Here is a 20,010-nt window from a genome sequence, read left to right as displayed (position 1 = left end):
AAATCATGATTCACGGAAAAACCCTGGAAGCCTGGCAACAAAGCCACCCGATCATCGCCGACCTGGTCGCCCTGAAAGAAACAAGCTGGTTCAACCCGGGTATCGCCCAGGCATCCGAAGCCCTACGCGACGTGGGCCTCACGGCTGCAGACGTGCAGGCGGCGAGCGCACGGCTGCAGCGGTTTGCGCCGTACCTGGCAACAGTCTTCCCCGAAACAGCGCCAGCCGGTGGCATCATCGAGTCGCACATCGCCCCATTGCCGCTGCTTCGCCAACGGCTGATCGAGGAAGGCGCATTGCGCAACGCCGGCAGCCTGTGGCTCAAGGCAGACAGCGACTTGCCTGTTTCCGGCTCGATCAAGGCCCGGGGTGGTATTCATGAAGTACTCAAGCATGCCGAAGACCTGGCCCTGGCGGCCGGCCTGATCACGCCAACGGATGACTACACCCGGCTGGCAAGCGAGCAGGCGCGCGCCTTCTTCGGCCAGTACAAGATCGCCGTGGGCTCGACCGGTAACCTGGGTTTGTCGATTGGCATCATGAGCGCGAAGCTGGGCTTCCAGGTGAGCGTGCACATGTCGTCCGACGCCAGGCAGTGGAAAAAGGACAAGCTGCGTGCCAACGGCGTGACCGTGGTCGAGCACGCCTCCGACTACAGCGTTGCGGTCGAGCAAGGGCGCCAACAGGCGGCAGCCGACCCCAGCTGCTACTTCGTTGACGACGAGAACTCGCCTCAGCTGTTCCTGGGCTATGCCGTCGCCGCTGAACGGCTGGCCCTCCAGTTCGACCAGGCTGGCATCCAGGTGGACGCAGATCACCCGCTGTTCGTCTACCTGCCTTGCGGCGTAGGGGGCGGCCCTGGCGGCGTAGCGTTCGGGTTGAAGCTGGTATTCGGCGATGCGGTGCACTGTATCTTTGCCGAACCCACCCACTCCCCTTGCATGTTGCTGGGCGTGTACACCGGCCTGCACGATGAAACCAGCGTGCAGGACTTCGGCATCGACAACATCACCGCCGCCGACGGTCTGGCGGTCGGGCGGCCATCCGGGTTCGTCGGCAAAGCCATGCAGCGGCTGATCGATGGTTACTACACCGTGACCGACGAAGCACTGTACCGCTTGATGGTCATCGCCCATGAGCAGGACAAGGTCAAACTGGAACCTTCTGCCTTGGCCGGCGTACCCGGTATGCTACGGGTATTGCAGGCAGACGAGTACCTGGCTCGTCAAGGCTTCACCCCAACCCAGCTGCAGCAGGCAACCCACCTCGTCTGGGGAACCGGTGGCAGCATGGTGCCGGAAGATGAGTTCAACGCCTACCTGGCGAAAGGGCGCAGCGTGTAACCGCAATCAGTGAACTGCACAGGAAGGATTGAACCATGAAAAAGCCCAGCGGCGGCGCCGTGAAACTCAGTGGCTCGCACCTGGGCAGCCTGCATGTCTTTCTGGTGGCCGCACGGCACTTGAGCTTCTCTCGCGCGGCGGATGAGCTGTGCCTGACGGCCAGTGCCGTGAGCCATCGCATCAATCGACTGGAAGATGAACTGGCGCTCAAGCTGTTCCACCGCATGCCGCGCAAAGTCAGCCTCAGCGAAGACGGCGAGCGCCTGTTCGCGGTCATGCAGCGCACCATGGATGAGCTCAGCGAGGCCGTGCAGGCACGCGCGCACGCCGAAATCGCCGGCCAGCTGACGCTGTATGTACGCCCGTCAGTCGCACAGTGCTGGCTGGTGCCACGGCTGGCGCAGTTCACCACCCGTTACCCCGACATCCAGCTCGATATCAGGGTGGGCAACGAGAGCATCGATTACCGCACCCGCAAGATCGACCTGGTCCTCTGTTATTCGGATGGTCACCATCCGGGTTTGCAGAGCATCCATTTGATGAACGAGCGAATCGCCCCGGTGTGCTCCCCTCATTACGCTCAGACCCATGCATTGGCCAATGACCTGAACCGGCTGGATCAATGCACCACATTGCATGATGTAGCGGCCTGGGACAACGCTGCATTCGATGCCGAATGGCAGCTCTGGGCCAGCACCACAGGTGCGCGTATCAGCCTCCCGCGCCGGTTCCTCACCTTCGATCGCTCCGACCTTTGCACGCTCGCGGCACTGAACCACACAGGCGTCGCGATCGGCCGGGAACAACTGGTCAGAACGCGCATTGCGCAAGGTGAACTGGTCCTGCCGTTCGGCGGTTTCGTCGACACCCCCAACTATGGCTATTACCTGGTCTACCCGCATCATGACCCGATGCCCAAACGCCTGCAGGTGTTGATCGACTGGCTCGTGGAATGCGCCCAGTCACCTGGCCCGAACCCATGACTTGCACGACGGCGCAAGCTTCAACCCTTTATCTTTATCGATGTATCCAAGCTTCGCGCCCGTGTTCGATTGCTTCTTTTCATTTGTTTGCGGTCGGCTGCGCTGGGGTGCGCAGCGCCGATGACGACACATTCTGACCATCGCCCCCCAGACCATGAGCACCCCACAGCATCAGGATGTTCATCATGGGTTCTCGACTGCACCCCTTCGCCTTCGACAGCCGTCGCACTGTCGATACCTGCACACTGTCCCTGAAGTGGAGTTTCCAGCTGCTCCTGGACCTTGGGGCGCATCGTACGTTCATCGGCCGCCACGGGCTGAATGACGATGACCTGGGTTATGAGCTGGGCATCGCAAAGTGGGTGGATGACGACCACTACAAACCTGCCCTTGCCTTGGCCGCGTTGCGCAAGAGCGCGCGCGCCTTCACCGCCGAGCATCCGCAAGTAGATTACCCGGATAACCTGGCGGCCAATCTCGAGGCTTTGGGGCAATTGCTGAGTTTTTCCGAAGCGGACCTGCAGGTACTCGGCTTCTGCGTGTTGTTGCACTGCGACCCAACGCTGAGCGATGCCACCGACCAGTTGGGCATGCTGGGGTTCAAACAAGCAGTGAAAGTGCTGTCTGTACTCCTCGGCTTGCCACTTGCGACCGTAGAAGCCTGCCTGGCACACAACAGCCCGTTGCTGCGCACCGGCCTGCTGGAAATCAGCACCAGCAACCGCGCCGCCATGGCGCTGAGCTCGATGTTGTCGGTGAGCAACCAGGAGCTGCCTGGCCGGTTGCGCTTCAACAAGGGTACCCCCCTGGAGCTGTTCGCCTACGCTTTTCGCTTGAGCCCTCCTGGCAGCTTGACGGCGGAACACTACAGCCATGTCAGCCAGCAGTTGCTGATCGCCGAGCGCTACCTGGGCAGCGTCCTGGCCAAACAGCGCCCAGGTGTGAACATCCTGCTGTACGGCCCTCCTGGCACTGGCAAAACCCAGCTGAGCAGGCTACTCGCCAATACCTTGGGCCGTGCGCTTTATGAAGTAGCCTGCACCGACAGCCACGGCGACCCGGTATCGGCAAAACAGCGCCTGTGTTCGCTGCGCGCGGCCAACAGTGTGTTGCAAACGCAATCCGCCCTGCTGGTACTGGACGAAATCGAAGACATCTTCCAGGCCGCCAGTGCAGACGCTGGCAAGCGCTCGCAAAAGGGTTGGATCAACCGCATGCTGGAAGAAAACACGCTGCCGTGCTTTTGGCTGAGCAACAGCATCGAAGACATCGACGCTGCGCATATTCGTCGCTTCGACCTGGTGATCGAGGTGCCGAACCCGCCCTTGGCGCAGCGCCAGCAGATGCTGCGCGAATGTGGCGCAGGCAAGCTGGGCAGTACCTTGGTAGAACACCTCAGCGCCCATGACCAGGTCACCCCTGCTGTGCTGGACCGGGCAGTGCGTGTGGGGCGAAGCGTGGCCCCGCGCGCCGGCAAGATGCTGGACAACACCATTCGTTGCGTCGTGAACGCGACCTTGAAGGCACAAGGTTTCGACAAGCTGCAAAGCAATGAGCATTCTCTGCCCGCTTTCTATTCCCCCGCCTGGATCAACACCGACCAGCCCCTCGACGGGCTGGTCGACGGGCTACGCGCTGACGCCGAGGCCCGGCTTTGTTTTTACGGCCCGCCAGGCACCGGCAAGACCGCGTTTGGCCACTGGTTGGCGCAACAGCTGGGCAAACCGCTGATGGTTAAGCGAGTCTCGGACCTGGTTTCGCCCTACGTGGGTACGACCGAGCAGAACCTGGCACAAGCGTTCGATCGTGCCCAGCAAGAACAGGCCGTTCTGCTGCTCGACGAAGTCGACAGCTTCCTGCAGGACCGCCGCAAGGCTCGCCAGAGCTGGGAGGTCACTGCGGTCAATGAAATGCTCACGCAAATGGAAAGCTACCGAGGGCTGTTCATCGCCTCGACCAACCTGATGAGCGATCTGGATGAAGCCTCTTTGCGCCGCTTCGACCTCAAAGTGCATTTCGGCTACCTGAAAACCGCCCAGGTTCAAGCGCTGTTCAGCGCACACCTCAAGGCGCTGGGGCTCAAAGACCCACAGCACGCCGCCGCCGCCCGTCTGCGCGGCGAAACCTGCCTGACCCCGGGTGACTTCGCCGCGGTTGCCCGACGCGGCCGATTCAAACCCTTTGCCAACGCCAATGAACTGGCCACGGCGTTGATTGCCGAATGCCGCCTGAAAACTACGGCGCAACAACGCCCCATCGGCTTCACCCAGTGGACGAATTAAAGGTTGCAGGTTTGGCGCCGATAGGCAGACTAGCCGCCATTGCTGGCCATAAGCCAGCCCTGCCACCACAAGGATGATTCTCTTGCCTTCAGCCAAGACCCATACCGCGCTGAGCCGCCAGTGGGAGCTGCTGCGCCAGCTGCCAAAACGCGCCCCCGGCAGCACGGTGACTGAACTGCTGGCCCGCCTGACGGATGCGGGCTACGTCATCAGCAGACGCAGCATCGAGCGCGATCTGCATGACCTTTCCCTGGTGTTTCCGTTGCAGCGCAACGAAGGGGGAACGCCGTCGGGCTGGTACTGGAAGCCAGGTGTAAGTGTCGAGCTGCAAGGCATCACGTTGACCGAAGCCGTCAGCCTGGCGCTGGTCGAGGACGCCGTTCGCCCCTTGTTGCCAGGGAGCATGCTGAGTGTTCTGGAACCACGCTTCGAGCACGCACGGCAAAAGCTCAAGGGGTTGGGCGACGGCAACCCAGCCGCCCGCTGGCCAGACAAAGTGGCCAGCGTGCGGCCGGACTTCAACATGCAAGCACCGCAGGTTCAGGCAGAAACGCTTGAAGCCCTGCAGCACGCCTTGATCAGCGAACAGCAGATCCGCTGCCAGTACTATTCGGCGCACAATGACAAGCAAAGCGACTTGACACTCAACCCGCTGGCGATTGTGCAGCGCGGCTTGATCACCTACCTCATCGCCACGGCAGCGCCCTACACCGACGTCCGTCAATTCGCGGCGCACCGCTTCCGAGAGGTGACCGTACTCGACTCGCCGTGCCAGGGGCTGGAGTCGTTCGAATTGCACAGCTACCTCGCCACGGATGCCCTGCAATTTGGCAAACCCGAAAAGATCTGCCTGGAAGCTTGGGTGAGCGAACGCCAGGCACGCCTGATTCGCGAAACCCCACTGAGCACGGACATGACGCTCGAACCGTGGGAGCAAGGCTTCCGCCTTCAGGCAACGGTCAATAATACCTGGCAGCTGCACTGGTGGCTGTTGTCGCTCGGTGACGCGGTGGTGGTGCATGCGCCAGCACAATTGCGCCAACAGATCGGCGATACGCTGCGCCGCGCCGCCGCCGCGTACGCGCCTGAACAGTGCCTGGCCTGAGCACCTGGTGCCCGAAGCGGTACAGCCCGGTAACCGAGTAGAGTCATGACTGCAATGAGTGATAGCCTATAGCCATAACTCACCTGATGGGCCCTGCCCCGCGAATACGGCCTCCCAGCCAGCATTGCCCCAAGCCAAGGAAGCAAACGCAATGGACTACCAGTCGCTCAAGACTCGTCAGCGCATTGAACGCGACGCCCATCACCCCAACCTGGCGATTCGTATACACCGGGCCCTGAGCTGGCTACAGCGCGCCGAGCAGGCCGACGACGTCGATGGTCGTTTCGTTTTCCTGTGGATCGCCTTCAACGCCGCCTACGCCACGGATATCGACGAGCAGTATCGGTTGTCCGAACAAGAGGCATTCAAGGCCTTCCTGCACAAGCTCTGCGTGCTGGACAGTGAGCATGTCATCGAGAAACTGGTGTGGTCGGAGTTTTCTGGCAGCATCCGTGCATTGCTGGACAACCCCTATGTGTTCCAGAGCTTCTGGGAGTTCCAGAACGGCAAAATCAGCGAAGCCGAGTGGGAAGAACGCCTGCGCAACGGCAAACGCGCCGCCCACCACGCACTGGCGGAACGTGATACGGCCAAGGTTCTGGGGGTACTGTTCAACCGCATCTACACCTTGCGCAATCAACTGATGCACGGCGGTGCGACCTGGAACGGCAGCGTCAATCGCACACAGCTGCGCGACTGCACCAAACTGCTGGGCAAGCTGGTCCCTTTGATCATCCTGCTTATGCTCGACAACCCCGACACCCTCTGGGGCGACGCCTGCTACCCGGTGGTCAGCGACTGACCTCCTGACCCGGAGCCCTGACGTCCAGCCAACGCCACCATCGCGCCAATTGCCCGCCAGCCAGCGCACAAGCTGGCTGCGACACAAGCTGTCGCCCCCCGCTCACACAATGGAACAAACCTGCCCACAGGCCAACGTCACTGCTGCCCAAGTGGTGCGCTGGATACAAGGAGCGCCAAAGTGCCTGAAATGCTCATCACGTTCGGAATGCAACTCGACGGTCAGCGGGCTACACAGCCCGGCAATCGGCTAGGCGCCCTGACAGTCGGGCCACAAGGTTTGCTGGACATCCTCGAAGGCCAGCTGGGCCTGCTCGCCGTGCGGCCATGTGCAGCGCAGCGCGCAGCCGCGTACCGCGCCTGCCTGGCCCAGTGCGATAACGGGCGACGCTTCTATCACGCCAGCTTCAGCGCCGACGAACTGGGCGTGGCAGCCACGCTGCTGGCCTGGCGCGACGACTTGTACCTCCACGGCTGGGACGGACGCGCAAAAGCAGTTGCCAGCCAACGGATCAACGACCTTGCCGAAGTTGAAGCCGATGCTTGCGAGGTCGTGCCACCGTCCATCGGGCAACGACTGCAACAGGTTGCCGAAGCGTTGGCCGTTCGCCGCGCCTGCATTACCAACGTGTACCTCAGCGATGCATGGGAGGTGTACCCCCTGGCCTGGCAACGGGTGCTGCAACGGCTGCCTCACGCGCAGCTGCCTAACCCGTCGGGTGCTGCACCAGGTTTTCTCGGGCAGTTGCAGGCGGTGTTGCGCGACAGTGTTGCAGGCGCGCCCGTCTCCCCCGTGCCCTGGCAGGATGACGGAAGCGTCCGGGTGGTCCAGGCGCAGACCCGAACGCTGGCCGCTACCTGGCTCAGCCGCACATTGCCCCAAGGCCGGCAGACGCTGCTGGTGGCCACTGCCGACGGCGCCTGCCTGGACAGCCACCTGGCAGGTGCGAACCAGGCACGGCATGGCCTTTCTGGCAGCAGCATTCTGCGGCCGGCCTTGCAAGTCTTGCCGCTGACGATGGAATTGCTCTGGGCACCGCTGAATTACCCGGTGCTTCTGCAGTTCCTGACCCATCCGATCAACCCCGTTCGGCTGTTTGCCCGCCGCCAGCTGGCAGCCAAGATATCCAGCATGCCCGGTATTGTCGGGGCCGAATGGGACAGGCTGCTCGAACGCATCAGCGCGTACTACGGCCCTGACGCGCCAAGTGTTCGCACGTCTATCGAACATTGGCTCGAAGCACCCACGTTTTCCCCTGACACGGGTGCTCCGCTGAACGAAGTGCAGGTGCGCGTTCAGCGCTTGCAAGCGTTCTTTCAGCTGCGCCTGGGGCACCAGGACCCAGCACAGCGCCAGGCAGCGCAGGCCGGCCATGGCCAATGTCAGGCAGCGCTGCAGGCACTGGCCGCCCTCGAGCAGCAAGGTGTCGAGTTCCTGCGCCCACGGCAGTTGCAGCAGGTTATCGAGCAAGCGACTGCAAACGGTTCGGACAACCCGCTGCTGGCGGCACAGGCCGGCGCCTACCTGACCGTCACTCGCCCGGGTGCAGCCATCGAACCGGCCGACACCGTGACATGGTGGAACCTGGCCATGCCGGCGTTGCCGGCACGCTCCCCGTGGTCCAGAGCTGAAAGCCGCCAATGGGCAGACCTGGGTGTCGCCTTGCCCGACAGCACCGCGCAACTGGCTCAGGCAGCCCAGGACTGGCTGCGTCCCGTCCTGGCAGCACGGCAGCAGTTGACACTGGTGCTGGCGCCGCCCCAGGAAGAGCCCCACCCGCTCTGGCAGTTGATCGAAACGGTCGTCAGCCAGCCGCACGTGCACGCATTGGAGGACCTCATGCTCGCGCCAGGGCCGTTGTGCCAGGCACAAACCCTGCACGTGCTGCCGCTACGCAAACGCTGGTGGAAGCTGCCTGCCGGCACCCCACTGGCTGCGCCAGAGAAGGCTTCGTATACAAGCCTTAACCTGTTGCTGTTCAACCCTTACCACTGGCTGCTGCAGTACGGTGCCAGGATCCAGGCCAGCAACAGCCCCAGCTTGAGCGACAGCTATCGATTGAATGGCGCGCTCGCACACCGCCTGGCCGAGCGCTTTTTCAACGTGCCGGACGCGCTGACGATGTCCACTGACGCGTTCGATACCTGGTTCGCCACGCACTTCGAGCAGGTGGTGCTCGAGGAAGGGGCGGTCCTGCTGATGCGCGGCCGTGGCGCCGATCTGGCAACACTGCGCCACCGCGTACGTCGCGCAATGATCCAGCTGCGCTGCCACTTCGCACGGGCCAATGTCGTGGCTGTCACCACTGAGCAGCCACTGGCCGGCACCTTCGTGGGCGGTGCGCTGGCAGGCTCGGCAGACTTGGTAGTGACCACCGCCAACGAGCTGCGTGCGGTCGTCGACATGAAGTGGGCCGGTGGCAAGAAGTACCCCGACCAACTTCAGGCCAACCGCCATCTGCAACTGGCGATCTATGCCGAACTGCTGCAGCAGCAGACCGGCTCGGTGCCATCCGTGGCGTATTTCATTCTGGAGCCTGCACGCTTGCTGACACCGGACGACCGCGTGTTCGCCGACGCGCAACAGGTGCCTGCCAACCCCCCAGGCAACACCCGCGAGCTGTGGCAAGCCTTCATCAAAGCCTGGAAATGGCGGCAAGGGCAGCTTGCAGATGGCCACTTCGAGCTGGCACTGGTAGGCATCGAGGAGGACGAGGCTTCCCAGCCACCGGCGCATGCACTGGCCATGGAATACCTCAAAGAAGCCTACAACGACTACCTGAGCTTGGCTGGATGGGAGCAATGAGCATGTCCGACAACCCGCGCATCACGTTCATCAGCGCTGGCGCTGGCAGCGGCAAGACCTATCGGCTCACGGAGCTTTTGTACCAGGAGCTGACCAGCCAACAGGTGCAGCCAGAGGGCATCATCGCCACCACGTTCACCCGCAAAGCCGCTGCCGAGCTGCGCGAGCGCGTGCGCAGCCACCTGCTCGACAAGGGGCAGGTCGGCCTGGCCAGCGCTATGGGCCAGGCACGCATCGGTACGGTAAACAGCCTGTGTGGCCAGTTGCTCGAGCACTTCGCCTTTGAAGCCGGCATGCCGCCGCAACAGCGCGTGCTGGAAGAAGAGCAGGCGAAGGTGCTGCTCAACCAGGCCGTCGATAGCGTCCTTGACGGTACGCGCATGGAGGCGTTCCTTGCCATCAGTCGGCGCCTGGGGCTGGAGGTTACCCTGCAGCAGAGCGACCTTCCGAGTGACAGCTGGCAAGACGCACTACGCCGACTGCTGGATCAGCTGCGCAGCAATGACATTGACCTTGAGCGCGCGCGCGACTTCGCTGCGCGTAACGCCCAGGACCTGCTTGCGCACTTCCCCAGCGTGACCAGCAGCGATCTGGACGCTGAGCTGCTGCGCACCCTTCCCGATGTGCTTGCACTGCTGCAAGCCGCCAACAGCAAAGTCAAGCTGACAGCAACGTACATCACCTTGCTCAAGGACTTCCAGCGTGAGCTGCAGCAAGGCAATGCCCGCTGGAGCGACTGGGCAAAGCTGGCCAAAACGGCACCGGAAGCCAAGCTGACGCCGTTGGTGGCCGGCGTGACCGAAAGGGTACAGCGCTATGCCGAGCACCCGCGCCTGCACGCCGATCTGAGGGAATACCTGGACCAGATATTCAACCTCGCCATCGATGCCTTGCAACTGTACAGCCGTAACAAGATCGAGCTGGGCGTGCTGGACTTCGCCGACCAGGAACATGCGTTGCTCAGATTGCTGGACAACCCCGCGGTCATCGAGGTGCTGGCGCAAGAACTGGACCTGGTCATGGTTGACGAGTTCCAGGACACCAGCCCTATGCAGTTGGCGATTTTCCTGAAGCTTGCCCGCATCGCCAAGCGGGTTTACTGGGTAGGCGATATCAAACAGGCGATCTACGGTTTTCGTGGCAGCGACTGCGCCTTGATGCAAGCCATCCTTGGCGCTTTGCCTGGCATGGGCGGGGTCAAAGAGGTATTGCCCAAATCCTGGCGCTCGCGCCCTGAGCTTGTCGAGTTGACCAACGAAGTGTTCACCCAGGCGTTCAGCAACAGCCTGTCCGCCGACGAGGTCCGGCTCACGCCTACTCGACAGGACCCGCTTGGCGGGCCCGCCTTTGCCAACTGGATACTCGATGGCAGCAATGCCGAGCAGCAGACCTGTGCACTTGCCGAAGGGATAGGGCAACTGCTCGAAAGCCGCTACCAGGTGTTCGACAAGACCACCCAGCAGGCCCGTGACCTGCAGGCTGGCGATATCACCGTGCTTTGCTACTCCCACAGCAATGTGGCCAAGGTAGCGGCGGCCCTGGCCGCCGCAGGCCTGCCCTGCTCCACGGCCCAGCCCGGGCTGCTGGCAACGCCAGAAGCGACACTGGCGCTGGCGTGCTTGCGCCGGTTGAATGACCCGACGGATACCCTGGCCACCGCCCAGATCGTCTCCATGACCAGCGCCGAGGAACCAGATAGCTGGGTTGCAGAGCGCTTGCACTATCTGCACGCCGGGCACCCGCAAGGCCAATGGCGAGAACGAGCAGTCGATGCGCATGCAGCACATCCGCTGGTCGCCGAACTGGCACGGCTACGTGCCGACCTGCCATTGCTGACGCCGGTCGAGGCGCTGCAGCGCTTGATCGCCGAATGCGACTTGGCCCGTTGCGTAACGGGCTGGTCGACCACGCCGGCACAGGCGCAGAAGCGCCTGGCCAACCTGGACGCGTTGCTTGAACTGGCGCAACGCTACCAAGACCTCTGTCGCAATGGGCTGGGGGCGGCATCGATTTCCGGGCTGGTGCTCTGGTTGGGGCAAACCGCCGGCGCGGGCAATGATGCGCTGGCAACCCCGGCCCTGGATGCGGTCCGGGTGATGACTCACCACGCCAGTAAGGGCCTGGAGTGGCCCGTGGTCATCCTGATGGACCTGGCGCGGGACGTTGGCGAGCGGCTGTGGTCGGTTTCGGCGCAGTCCGACAGTGCCCTGGACCCGAATGATCCATTGCGCGACCGCTTTATCCGTTACTGGCCGTGGCCACTGGGCAAGCAGAAAAACGTGCCGCTGGCGGACACCATCGGCAAAACCCCCGCTGCCAAGGCGTGCCGCGATGAGGCTGTCGAGGAAGCCAAGCGCCTGCTGTACGTGAGCATGACCCGCGCCCGTGATTTTCTGGTGATTGCTCGTTCCAGCAGGCGGTTGACTGGGCCGTGGCTAGATTGCGTCCAGGCTCCATGGCTGACGACCGAAGCAGGCACACATGAATTGCAGCTGAAAAGTGGAACAACCGTGCGCGTCGAGCATCGCACGCTTGGCGCCGGCAGTGCGCCAGTCATTGCAACAGCCACCACCAACCAGCTGCACTGGTTTGCGTCCCCCGACAGCGTTACACCTCGATTGCCACTTGGGGTGCAGCCTTCGGCCACCCAGGCCAGCGCGCTTGCTGGTGCACAGGAAACCTGCCGTATCGGTAGCCGCATCACCTTGCAAGGCAACCCGGACATGAGCGCAGTAGGCACTGCGATTCATGCCAGCCTTGGCCTGTCGTTCAGCGACCCGGAGCGCCCGATAAGCCAGGACGAGGTTAACCGATTGCTGCAGGGCCTGGACGTACTCGAACACGTCGATGCCCGCCAGGTACTGGCCCAGGTGACGGCCTTGCATGCCTGGATTGCAAGTCGCTGGCCCCACGCCGACGCGGTGGCTGAATACCCGGTACAACAGCTGCTGGATGCCGGCCAGGTACTGGATGGCCGCATTGACCTGCTGTTGGCCACCCCAGAGGGTTGGGTGTTGATCGACCACAAGTCCAACCCGGCATCCGAGGCGCAATGGCAGCGGCTGGCGGCAACGCACGCGGGGCAGTTGCAGGCCTACGCCAAGGCCGTGGAGGCCGCATCAGGCAAGCCGGTGACAGAGGCCTGGCTGTTCTTGCCCGTAGCTGCCGGTGCCGTTCGCGTGTTCTGAAAGCCAGCCACTTGCAAGGTTTGCAGATAGACTCAGGCGGCCTGACTGAGCAGGCCGCCCCATTTACCAAGGAAAGAACATGACGTTGTACGAATCCATTGTCCTGGAAACCCGTAATGGCGCTCTGGGAGATACTTTCGAGCTTCAAGAGCTCACGTCCGAGCACCGCCGTGTAATGTGCCCGGACGGGCCAGCGCTGGTCGAAAAGTATCGGATCGGTTTCGAGTTTTTCATGAAAACAGCAATCGGCACCACCATCGCCAACTATGCCCGTGACGCTCACAGCGGCGCAGGCGGCTACAACGTCAACAAGGGCGCCGCCGCCAAATTCCTGCGCGTGGCACACAGTACCTATAAGGTTCTCGCAGACGATCAATAGCCGTAACTGCAACCTCACACCGGGGCTTTAGCGAATTACCCCAGCAACTGGCTCAACACCGCGCGCAACTTCCCCGGTTTTACCGGTTTGTTCAGCAGTGGTGCGCCAAGCTTGTGCAAGGCCCGCCGGCATTGATCGCTGCGGTCGGCGGTGATGATCACCGCCGGTATCGGCGCGGCAAAGTGCTCACGCAAGTGCCTGACCACCTCGCAGCCCACCACACCATGGTCCAGGTGGAAATCCGCCAGGATCAGCTCTGGAGCGCGCTCTTGCAAGGCCTGCAAGGCGCCTTCCTGGTCGGTTGCGGTTACCACTTCACAGCCCCACTGCCCTAGCAGCGCGCCCATGCTTTCAAGGATGCTCACCTCATTGTCCAGCACCAACAGGCGGCGGCCCGGCAGCGGGTTGCCGACGCTTGGCAGCGGCACGGCCTGGTGAGCGGCCAGGGGCACCGCTTTACCAAGCGGCACTTCGATGCTGAACATCGAGCCACGCCCAGGCCACGAACGCACTTCGATCCGATAGCCGAGAATCTTGGCGATCCGTTCTACGATCGCCAACCCCAGGCCCACGCCCTTGCGATCCGCCGCGCGGCCAACGTCCAGCTGGTTGAATTCGAGAAAAATGGCCTGCAGCCGATCCTGCGCAATGCCCCGCCCGGAATCCCACACCTCCAGCCGCAAATGGCCGCCGCGGCGCCTCGCGCCGAGCAGGATCCGCCCCTGGTCGGTGTACCGGCACGCGTTGCTGAGGAAGTTGCGCAGGATACGTGTCAGCAACCGCAGGTCAGTGCAGATGGCATAGTCGGCTATGCGCGCATGCAGCTTCAGGCCTGCAGCATCGGCGACCGAGCTGAACTCCGAGACCAGCGGCGCGAACAGCTCATCCAAGCGGTACACGGCTACGTCCGGCTTGACCGCCGCCTGGTCGAGCCGAGAAATGTCCAGCAGGTCGGTCAGCAGGTCTTCGGCGCCTTCCAGGGCCTGGTGGGTGCGCTCCACCAACACATGCTCGGCCTCTGGCAACGGCCGCTCGCGCAAGGTGGAGATCAGCAGGCGCGCAGCGTTCAGCGGTTGCAGCAGGTCATGGCTGGCGGCGGCGAGGTATTTGTCCTTGCTGCGGTTGGCCGCCTCTGCGGCATCACGCGCCTCCAGTAATTCATCGGTACGCGCAGCAACCCGCTGCTCCAGTTCGTCATTGAGCTGTTGCAGGCGCTGCTGGGCCAGTTTGCGTTCGGTGATGTCGGCGACAAACCCCTCTACTATGCCCTCCTGGCCGGGCTTGAGCAGCAGGTTCATCAGCACATCGAGGTGGCTGCCGTCCTTGCGCCGCAAACGGGTTTCGTAGCCATGCAGGCTGTGCTCGCGGGCGAGGATAGCGGTAATGGCCTGCAACTCCTCGGTGCCGCCGTCAAACAGGTGTGCGGCCAAGTCAGTCAGGGAAAACAACACCGCTTGCGGGTCGTCGTAACCGAGCATGCGCGCCAGCGCCGGGTTGGCGGCACGCATGCCGTCCTGCAGGCTGGCCTGGAAAATCCCGTGCACGGCGTTTTCGAACAGCCACTTGTAGCGGTTGCGTTCAGCCTCCAGTTCGTCCAGACGGGCGGAAAGTTCCGGGTAGTGGCTTTTGCGCGCCGAGTGGTCGCCCAGCCCCAGCAGCCCGGCCAGCGCCCGTTGCTGCTCGTCAGAGGGCCTCGCCATAGACCACCTCAACATCACGCTGGCTCGACGCACGGGGGTTGGTGAGGATGCACGGGTCATCCATCGCATGTTGCGACAGGAACGGAATATCGGCAGTACGCACCCCATGCAGCCCCAGGGTTTCATGGAAGCCGATGGCGTGCTTCAGGGCAATCAGGTGCTCCACCAGGCGGCCGCAGATTTGCCGATGGTTGAGGCCACGGCAGTCGATGCCGAATACCTCGGCAATCACTTTGAAACGCTCGGGTGCCGAACTGTAGTTGAACGCCACCACGTGCTCCACCAGCACCGCGTTGCACAAGCCATGGGGCAAGTCGAGGAACCCGCCCAGGCTGTGCGACATGGCATGCACCGCGCCCAGAATCGCATTGGAGAACGCCAGCCCCGCCTGCATGCTGCCGAGCATGATCTTCTCGCGCAGGGCAATATCGGTGGGGTTTGCAATCATCTCCACCAGGTTGCCATTGATCAGGCGCATGGCTTCCAGCGCATGGGGATCGGTCAGCGGGCCATGGCCGGTGGAGACGAAGGCCTCGATGGCATGCACCAGCGCATCGATGCCGGTGCAGGCCGACAGGAACGGGTCCATGCTCAGGGTGGTTTGCGGGTCGATCAGCGACACGTCCGGCACCACCGCCTTGCTGACGATGGAGAACTTCATGCGCTCCTGCTGGTTGGAAATGATCACGAACTGCGACACGTCCGCCGAGGTGCCGGCGGTGGTCGGGATCAGGATCAGTGGCGGGCTGGGCACGCGGATCATGTCCACGCCTTCGAACTCGAGGATGCTGCGCCCGTGGGCGACCACGATGCCGATGGCTTTGCCGCAATCCATCGGGCTACCGCCGCCAACGGCGACGATAACGTCACAGTGGTTCTGCCGGTAGATCTCGGCGCCGAGCATTACCTCTTCGACTCGAGGGTTGGGAGACACGTCGGTGTACAGGCAGTAGTCGATGCCCTGGGCCTGCAGGCTGGCCTCCACATCCGCCACCCAGCCGGCGGCGATCACGCCGGGGTCGCTGACCACCAGGACCTTGCGTGCACCGAAGGTCTTGGCGTAATTGGCGACATTGTGCCGGCAGCCGGCACCAAAGATGATTTCAGGCGATACGAACTTGCGAAGCGGGCTGAAACTCTGGCTCATCGGAAAGCCTGTTCTTATTGTTCTGGAAGGTAACCGCCAGCGTAAAGCATCCGGCCGCGAAAGCAACCAGACCAAAGCGGGGCCACGGTTCATTCGACCCAGGCCTTGGCGCGGGCCACCTCCAGGAACGCCAGCACGTCCTCTTCGAGCCCTGCTGCGCTGGGGAAGCGCCTTGCCAGGCGATCTATGATGGCAGCCACGCTACGCTGGCCGTCCAGCAGCTCCAGTACCCAACCGGCACTGGCGTTGAGCTCGATGATGCCTCCGGGGTACAGCAGCACATGGCAAGCCTGCAGCGGCTCCCAGTGCAGGCGGAAACCTTTGCCCAAAGCCAGTGTGTGCTCGCGATCGATCAGCTTCACAGGGGCATCGGCACTGAAGGCCCGGCCACCGATGCGGTGGCCGGGCAGGCATCAGCGATTGGCGAAATACATCGTCACTTCGAAGCCAATGCGCAAGTCGGTATAGGCGGGTTTATTCCACATCGGGCAAGTCCTCTTCTTGTGCCGGAGAATTCCGGTAGAAGCATTAATGCACGGGGGCGGGCTGGGCCGAATGCTACTTTGGAACGAGCTTGCGGGGTGCGTTGGTAGGGGGCCTCTTCGCGGGCACGCCCGCTCCCACAGGCCTGCAGTTGTGCGGTCCCTGTGGGAGCGGGCGTGCCCGCCAAGCAAGCGGCGTGGTTTAGAAGAAGCCCAACGGGTTGATGTCGTAGCTCACCAGCAGGTTCTTGGTCTGCTGATAATGGTCGAGCATCATCTTGTGGGTCTCACGGCCAACACCCGACTTCTTGTAGCCACCAAACGCTGCATGCGCCGGATACAGGTGATAGCAGTTGGTCCATACCCGCCCGGCCTTGATCCCCCGGCCCATGCGGTAGGCGCGGTTGATGTCGCGGGTCCACAGGCCGGCGCCCAGGCCGAATTCGGTGTCGTTGGCGATCGCCAGCGCTTCAGCTTCGTCCTTGAAGGTGGTCACGCCCACCACCGGGCCGAAGATTTCTTCCTGGAACACGCGCATCGTGTTGTTGCCCTTCAACAGGGTCGGCTGGATGTAGTAACCGCTTGCCAGGTCGCCCTGCAGCCGCTCGGCACTGCCGCCAGTCAGCAGCTGCGCGCCCTCCTCCTTGGCAACCTGCAGGTACGAAAGGATCTTGTCGTACTGTTGCTCGGAAGCCTGGGCACCGACCATGGTCTCGGTATCCAGCGGGTTGCCACGTGTGATCTTGGCGATTTTCTTCATCACCTCGGCCATGAACGGCTCGTAGATCGATTCCTGGATCAGCGCCCGCGACGGGCAGGTGCATACCTCGCCCTGGTTGAAGAACGCCAGCACCAGGCCTTCGGCGGCCTTTTCGATGAACGCGGGCTCGGCCTGCATGATGTCTTCGAAGAAGATGTTCGGCGACTTGCCGCCCAGCTCGACGGTGGACGGGATGATGTTCTCGGCCGCGCACTTCATGATGTGCGAACCCACCGGGGTGGAGCCGGTGAAGGCGATCTTGGCAATGCGCTTGCTGGTAGCCAGGGCCTCGCCAGCCTCGCGGCCAAAGCCCTGGACGATGTTCAGCACACCGGCCGGTAACAAATCGGCGATCAGCTCGGCGAAAATGGTGATCGACAGGGGCGTTTGCTCAGCCGGCTTGAGCACCACGCAGTTGCCGGCGGCCAGCGCCGGGGCAAGCTTCCAGGCGGCCATCAGCAGCGGGAAGTTCCACGGGATGATCTGCCCGACCACGCCCAACGGCTCATGGATGTGATAGGCCACGGTGCCTTCGTTGATCTCGGCGGCACCACCTTCCTGGGCACGGATGCAACCGGCGAAGTAACGGAAGTGGTCCGCCGCCAGCGGCACGTCGGCATTCAAGGTTTCGCGCACGGCCTTGCCGTTGTCCCAGCTTTCGGTGACGGCCAGCACTTCCAGGTTCTGTTCGATGCGGTCGGCGATTTTCAGCAGCATCAGGGCGCGGTCTTGCACCGAGGTCTTGCCCCAGGCTTGAGCGGCGGCATGCGCGGCGTCCAGGGCGCGGTCGATGTCCTGGGCAGTGGAGCGCGGGAATTCGGCAATCGGCTGGCCATTGACCGGCGAACTGTTGGTGAAGTATTGGCCAGCCAGCGGCGGCACGAACTCGCCATTGATGAAGTTGCCGTAGCGTGGTTTGAAGGACACGACGGCACCTGGAGTTCCGGGTTGTGCGTAGATCATGCTGAGCCTCTGCGGGTCGATGCCTGTCCCACGACAGGCGATGGACCGATGGTAAAAAGCCCCGCGTGCCGGGCGAATGCATCGTTGGCAGCGGGGCTCTCGTCATTTGGTAGTAGGGTTACAGCGTTATGGCTGAGCGCTTGCCGTTTGCTGCAACTGTTTGGGCAGTTTGAAGGTCCAGAGCATGCCGCCCTGGTTGAAGTCCTTGACCCGCTTGGCCACTTCGCCGCCCCACAGCGGCACCGCACCACCCCAGCCGGAAACCACCGAAACGTATTGTTCGCCGTCCATTTCCCAGGTCACGGGCGAGCCGAGCACGCCGGAGCCGGTCTGGAACTCCCAGACCTTGTCGCCAGTCTTGGCATTGAAGGCCTGCAGGAAGCCTTCCGGCGTGCCGGTGAACACCAGGTTGCCCTTGGTGGTCAGCACCCCGCCCCACAGCGGCGCGTAGTTCTTGTGGCGCCACACTTCCTTGCCGCTGATGGGGTCGATGGCGCGCAGCACGCCGATGTAGTCTTCGTTGAGCGGCTTGATGGTGAAGCCGGCGCCGAGGAACGCCGCGCCCTTCTTGTAGGCGATGCCTTCGTTCCAGATGTCCATGCCCCACTCGTTGGACGGCACGTAGAACAGCCCGGTGTCCTTGTTGTAGGCCATCGGCATCCAGTTCTTGGCACCGAGGAAGGCCGGGGCGACGAACACCGAGCTGCCCTTGGCCTCGCTACCCGGCGCGCCTGGGCGGCTGGCGTCGTTGTAGATAGGCCGGCCATCCTTGTCCAAACCGGTGGCCCAGGTGATCTTGTCGACGAAGGGGAAGCCGCGGATGAACTTGCCGTTGGTGCGGTCCAGCACGTAGAAGAAGCCGTTGCGGTCGGCCGTGGCGGCAGCCTTGACCTCCTTGCCGCCGTCCTTGTAGTTGAACGAAATCAGCTCATTGACGCCGTCGAAGTCCCAGCCATCATGGGGCGTGCTCTGGAAGTGCCATTTGATGGTGCCGTCGTCCGGGTTCAGCGCCAGGCGCGACGAAGAGTACAGGTTGTCGCCGGGGCGCAGGTGCGAGTTCCACGGCGCAGGGTTGCCAGTGCCGAACAGGATCAGGTTGGTTTCCGGGTCGTAGTACCCGCCCAGCCATGGCGCCGCACCGCCGGTCTTCCACAGGTCGCCAGGCCAGGTCTTGCCCGCCTCACCGCCAGAAATACCGTTTTCGATCGCCTTGCCATCCTTGTACACATAACCCATGTGCCCTTCCACGGTGGGGCGCATCCACAGCAGCTCGCCGTTTTCCGGGTTGTACGCCTGGATCTTGCCCACCACGCCGAACTCACCACCGGCAACGCCGGTGATCAGCTTGCCGTTGACGATCATCGGCGCGGCGCTGATGGAGTAGCCTTCCTTGTGGTCGGCCACTTTCTTGCTCCAGACCACCTTGCCGGTGTCCTTGTTCAAGGCCACCAGCTTGGCGTCGAGGGTGCCGAAGAACACCAGGTCGCCGTACAGCGCCACGCCACGGTTGATCACATCGCAGCACGGGCGGATGTCATCCGGCAGGCGTGCATCGTATTGCCACAGCTTCTTGCCGGTGCGGGCGTCCACGGCGAACACCCGCGAGTAGGAGCCGGTCAGGTACATCACCCCGTCCTTGATCAGCGGCTGGGCCTGCTGGCCGCGCTGCTTCTCACCGCCGAAGGAGAACGCCCAGACCGGCCGCAGTTCCTTGACGTTGTTGGCATTGAGCAGGTCCAGCGGGCTGTAGCGCTGGCCCTGCACGCCCAGGCCGTTGGTCACGATCTGCTGCGGGTTCTTCGGGTCCTGGAGGATTTCTTCATTGCTGACAGCGGCGTGAGCCGCGCCGGCAAGCAGCATGGCGCTGAGCACCAGGCTCACGGCGAACAAGGGGCGACGTGGGGATCGGGTCATGACGGCTACCTTTGGCTTTATTGTTGTGTCCGGGAAAATTTCCCGGTGTGCCGAGAATTCTTGGTTGCCTACCCGGTTACCAACAATTGGCCGCAGTGCGGAGATTTCTAGTTCCTTGGTATCGGCTTGGGATTTGCGTGGGGGCACAGATCGAGCG

Annotated in this window: 14 protein-coding genes; 8 read left to right on the top strand and 6 right to left on the bottom strand. The window is 62.8% G+C overall.

Annotated features, from left to right (window positions below):
• Positions 1-5 precede the first annotated feature (5 nt).
• The 8 genes from APH42_RS00795 to APH42_RS00760 all read left to right on the top strand — a co-directional run bounded on the left by APH42_RS00795 (position 6) and on the right by APH42_RS00760 (position 12,887).
• Positions 6-1,343: a D-serine ammonia-lyase gene (locus APH42_RS00795; RefSeq protein WP_012272734.1), complete on the top strand. Its 1,338-nt coding sequence runs from the start codon at positions 6-8 to the stop codon at positions 1,341-1,343.
• Between the two features lie 35 nt (positions 1,344-1,378).
• A complete protein-coding gene (gene dsdC, locus APH42_RS00790; RefSeq protein ID WP_060492470.1) occupies positions 1,379-2,326 on the top strand; it encodes a DNA-binding transcriptional regulator DsdC in 948 nt (315 codons plus the stop codon).
• A gap of 185 nt (positions 2,327-2,511) precedes the next feature.
• Positions 2,512-4,608, top strand: a complete 2,097-nt coding sequence (locus tag APH42_RS00785) for an ATP-binding protein (RefSeq protein WP_012272736.1) — start codon at positions 2,512-2,514, stop codon at positions 4,606-4,608.
• Positions 4,609-4,681: 73 nt separating this feature from the next.
• Positions 4,682-5,713 (top strand): WYL domain-containing protein, encoded by a 1,032-nt coding sequence (locus APH42_RS00780; protein ID WP_082421361.1) that lies wholly within the window; start codon positions 4,682-4,684, stop codon positions 5,711-5,713.
• A 151-nt stretch (positions 5,714-5,864) separates the two neighbouring features.
• Entirely contained in the window at positions 5,865-6,515 is a 651-nt protein-coding gene (locus tag APH42_RS00775; protein ID WP_012272738.1) for a HEPN domain-containing protein, read from the top strand.
• A 189-nt stretch (positions 6,516-6,704) separates the two neighbouring features.
• Positions 6,705-9,320, top strand: a complete 2,616-nt coding sequence (locus APH42_RS00770; protein WP_256217737.1) for a PD-(D/E)XK nuclease family protein — start codon at positions 6,705-6,707, stop codon at positions 9,318-9,320.
• Entirely contained in the window at positions 9,317-12,508 is a 3,192-nt protein-coding gene (locus tag APH42_RS00765; protein ID WP_256217736.1) for an exodeoxyribonuclease V subunit beta, read from the top strand. The genes APH42_RS00770 and APH42_RS00765 overlap by 4 nt, the downstream gene beginning before the upstream one ends.
• 79 nt (positions 12,509-12,587) lie before the next feature.
• A complete protein-coding gene (locus tag APH42_RS00760) occupies positions 12,588-12,887 on the top strand; it encodes a hypothetical protein (protein WP_012272741.1) in 300 nt (99 codons plus the stop codon).
• A 35-nt stretch (positions 12,888-12,922) separates the two neighbouring features.
• On the opposite strand, the gene APH42_RS00755 is transcribed toward APH42_RS00760, so the two are convergent.
• The 6 genes from APH42_RS00755 to pedH form a co-directional block, all read right to left on the bottom strand.
• Positions 12,923-14,587 carry a NahK/ErcS family hybrid sensor histidine kinase/response regulator gene (locus APH42_RS00755; protein WP_012272742.1) on the bottom strand — a complete coding sequence of 555 codons (1,665 nt, stop codon included), beginning with the start codon at positions 14,585-14,587 and terminating at the stop codon, positions 12,923-12,925.
• On the bottom strand, positions 14,571-15,734 hold the full coding sequence (gene ercA, locus APH42_RS00750) for an alcohol dehydrogenase-like regulatory protein ErcA (protein ID WP_012272743.1): 1,164 nt from the start codon (positions 15,732-15,734) through the stop codon (positions 14,571-14,573). The genes APH42_RS00755 and ercA overlap by 17 nt, the downstream gene beginning before the upstream one ends.
• An 89-nt stretch (positions 15,735-15,823) precedes the next feature.
• Complete coding sequence (gene pqqD, locus APH42_RS00745) at positions 15,824-16,096, bottom strand: pyrroloquinoline quinone biosynthesis peptide chaperone PqqD (RefSeq protein ID WP_012272744.1); 273 nt, start codon at positions 16,094-16,096, stop codon at positions 15,824-15,826.
• A gap of 51 nt (positions 16,097-16,147) precedes the next feature.
• Complete coding sequence (gene pqqA / locus APH42_RS28935) at positions 16,148-16,219, bottom strand: pyrroloquinoline quinone precursor peptide PqqA (protein ID WP_071984777.1); 72 nt, start codon at positions 16,217-16,219, stop codon at positions 16,148-16,150.
• 199 nt (positions 16,220-16,418) lie between these two features.
• Complete coding sequence (locus APH42_RS00740) at positions 16,419-17,939, bottom strand: aldehyde dehydrogenase family protein (protein ID WP_012272745.1); 1,521 nt, start codon at positions 17,937-17,939, stop codon at positions 16,419-16,421.
• 126 nt (positions 17,940-18,065) lie between these two features.
• A complete protein-coding gene (gene pedH / locus APH42_RS00735; protein WP_012272746.1) occupies positions 18,066-19,853 on the bottom strand; it encodes a PQQ-dependent alcohol dehydrogenase PedH in 1,788 nt (595 codons plus the stop codon).
• Positions 19,854-20,010: the final 157 nt, after the last annotated feature.

Origin of the sequence: Pseudomonas sp. NBRC 111140, assembly GCF_001320885.1 — a bacterium.
GTDB classification, from domain to species: Bacteria; Pseudomonadota; Gammaproteobacteria; order Pseudomonadales; family Pseudomonadaceae; genus Aquipseudomonas; species Aquipseudomonas putida_P.
The sequence above is the reverse complement of the archived record's forward strand: the minus strand, read 5'-3'. Positions and strand labels throughout refer to the sequence as shown.

Bases quoted from the DNA above. Each gene is read 5' to 3' on its own strand.
- APH42_RS00795 (WP_012272734.1), top strand. From the start codon at position 6: ATGATTCACGGAAAAACCCTGGAAGCCTGGCAACAAAGCCACCCGATC.
- dsdC (WP_060492470.1), top strand. From the start codon at position 1,379: ATGAAAAAGCCCAGCGGCGGCGCCGTGAAACTCAGTGGCTCGCACCTG.
- APH42_RS00785 (WP_012272736.1), top strand. From the start codon at position 2,512: ATGGGTTCTCGACTGCACCCCTTCGCCTTCGACAGCCGTCGCACTGTC.
- APH42_RS00780 (WP_082421361.1), top strand. From the start codon at position 4,682: ATGATTCTCTTGCCTTCAGCCAAGACCCATACCGCGCTGAGCCGCCAG.
- APH42_RS00775 (WP_012272738.1), top strand. From the start codon at position 5,865: ATGGACTACCAGTCGCTCAAGACTCGTCAGCGCATTGAACGCGACGCC.
- APH42_RS00770 (WP_256217737.1), top strand. From the start codon at position 6,705: ATGCTCATCACGTTCGGAATGCAACTCGACGGTCAGCGGGCTACACAG.
- APH42_RS00765 (WP_256217736.1), top strand. From the start codon at position 9,317: ATGAGCATGTCCGACAACCCGCGCATCACGTTCATCAGCGCTGGCGCT.
- APH42_RS00760 (WP_012272741.1), top strand. From the start codon at position 12,588: ATGACGTTGTACGAATCCATTGTCCTGGAAACCCGTAATGGCGCTCTG.
- APH42_RS00755 (WP_012272742.1), bottom strand. From the start codon at position 14,587: ATGGCGAGGCCCTCTGACGAGCAGCAACGGGCGCTGGCCGGGCTGCTG.
- ercA (WP_012272743.1), bottom strand. From the start codon at position 15,734: ATGAGCCAGAGTTTCAGCCCGCTTCGCAAGTTCGTATCGCCTGAAATC.
- APH42_RS00740 (WP_012272745.1), bottom strand. From the start codon at position 17,939: ATGATCTACGCACAACCCGGAACTCCAGGTGCCGTCGTGTCCTTCAAA.
- pedH (WP_012272746.1), bottom strand. From the start codon at position 19,853: ATGACCCGATCCCCACGTCGCCCCTTGTTCGCCGTGAGCCTGGTGCTC.